The organism is Virgibacillus salarius, assembly GCF_039521925.1.
GTDB classification, from domain to species: Bacteria; Bacillota; Bacilli; order Bacillales; family Amphibacillaceae; genus Virgibacillus; species Virgibacillus salarius.
Window position 1 is genome coordinate 1 of sequence record NZ_BAAACY010000128.1, and the last position, 1,638, is coordinate 1,638.

Here is a 1,638-nt window from a genome sequence, read left to right on the forward strand (position 1 = left end):
GAATTTGAGTCGTCTTTTTTATAACAAATTTCAAGTTTCACTGAAAAATCATAAGATTTTCAGTGGCCTCACTATGCTCAGGGATTTTTTGACAGAAGGCGATATTAATAAATTTTACGCCCTTCGCTTAAATACGATTTGGTTAAAGTTAACCGATACTTCTCCACCGAATCCACCCACTTGAGGAATGATATTCACTAGCTCCCAGCCTTCATTACCAAACTTATTTAACTTCTCTTCCAACTCCTCACAATCTGCAGATGTAATTCCTAAGGTCCATGTTTCAACTGCATACTCCCACTTTTCCAAATCGATAACCTCCTTATGCTGCAAAAAGCATTTTATACCTTATACGAATAGTAGGTGCAGAGGTTTCACCGAATACCAAACCAGATTGCTTACTTATCGGTCACTATCCTCTATTTTATACTCCAGAATGTCACCAGGTTGACAATCTAATGCTTTACAAATCGCATCTAACGTGGATATACGAATCGCTTTTGCTTTCCCATTTTTCAATATCGAAAGGTTAGCCATTGTAATTCCTACTCGATTAGATAGCTCTGTTACACTCATTTTTCTTTTCGCTAACATCACATCAATATTAATTATAATTGCCATATTTCCACCTCATACTGTTAAATCATTTTCTGTTTTGATCGCTAATGCACTACTTAATAATTGCTGCAGGACCGCTGCAAAAACGGATACAACAATGGATGCAAAAATAATTGTAAATGCGATAAGTGCTACTCCAGGGTGAAAAGCATGCTGTGACATAAGGTATAGGGCGCCTATTACATATAAAATACTAATTACCACTGCACAATATTTTATATAGCGTAAGGAAATCACTGATGCCTTCGAGAAGGCATGATGAATTTCAATGTAGTTTAAAATTTTTATAGCTTGATACAAAGCAAAATAAAAAGGTATTGCCGTACTATACAAACCTACTAAAATGGGGTATTGCAAATGACGAAATGCTGGAAATTGCTCTGCGGTATTACTTGCCAACGAAGGTAGCCAAAATACACATAATGTAAGTACAATAATTCCAATAAGGATAACAGCTATTTTTAAAAAAATGGTTGTACCTTTCTTAATCTTCATGAAAGCACCTCACTTATTTATCATTAACAACATAATAATGCAAAATTTATTGTAATTCAATAAATACTTATCATTTTGGATAATTTAATGGAATAAATATAAAAGCATTCCTAATTGACTAGAAATGCTACAAGCTACTTGGTATATCCATTTTCCATTGAAGCTCTATCATTTAGAAAAACAAGTGAAGCTGCTTTACATTAGTTCAAGGATCAACCATAAACACAAAAAGATTATCGGAAACATAAACATGGATGCTATCATCGTTACTTTAGGTCTTTTGAATACATGAAGAAAGTACAAAGGAATGCCAAAAGTAAATACATCCACTAACATCAAGCCAAAAAACTTACTTACCACTCTATCATTGATGGTAACATCCTCCTCATTACTAACTGGTTAGGTGCCCGCTACTTTTGCCCAAACCAAACTTAACAATCTGATTCATAAATACCTAAGAAAAACGGAGCAAAATTCGCTCAGTCCTTATCACTAAATGCTCAGATTTACGCTTCCTCTAGTAGC

Annotated in this window: 3 protein-coding genes; all 3 read right to left on the bottom strand. The window is 34.4% G+C overall.

Going from position 1 to position 1,638, the window contains the following annotated elements; all coding sequences use genetic code 11:
- Positions 1-114: 114 nt before the first annotated feature.
- Positions 115-309, bottom strand: a complete 195-nt coding sequence (locus ABDZ84_RS16085; RefSeq protein WP_026679989.1) for a DUF4177 domain-containing protein — start codon at positions 307-309, stop codon at positions 115-117.
- A gap of 93 nt (positions 310-402) precedes the next feature.
- On the bottom strand, positions 403-621 hold the full coding sequence (locus ABDZ84_RS16090) for a helix-turn-helix domain-containing protein (protein ID WP_026679990.1): 219 nt from the start codon (positions 619-621) through the stop codon (positions 403-405).
- 9 nt (positions 622-630) lie between these two features.
- On the bottom strand, positions 631-1,107 hold the full coding sequence (locus tag ABDZ84_RS16095; RefSeq protein WP_026679991.1) for a DUF2975 domain-containing protein: 477 nt from the start codon (positions 1,105-1,107) through the stop codon (positions 631-633).
- Positions 1,108-1,638: the final 531 nt, after the last annotated feature.

What these genes read in the sequence shown, in the direction of transcription:
- ABDZ84_RS16090 (WP_026679990.1), bottom strand. Translation starts at nt 621, where the DNA reads ATGGCAATTATAATTAATATTGATGTGATGTTAGCGAAAAGAAAAATG.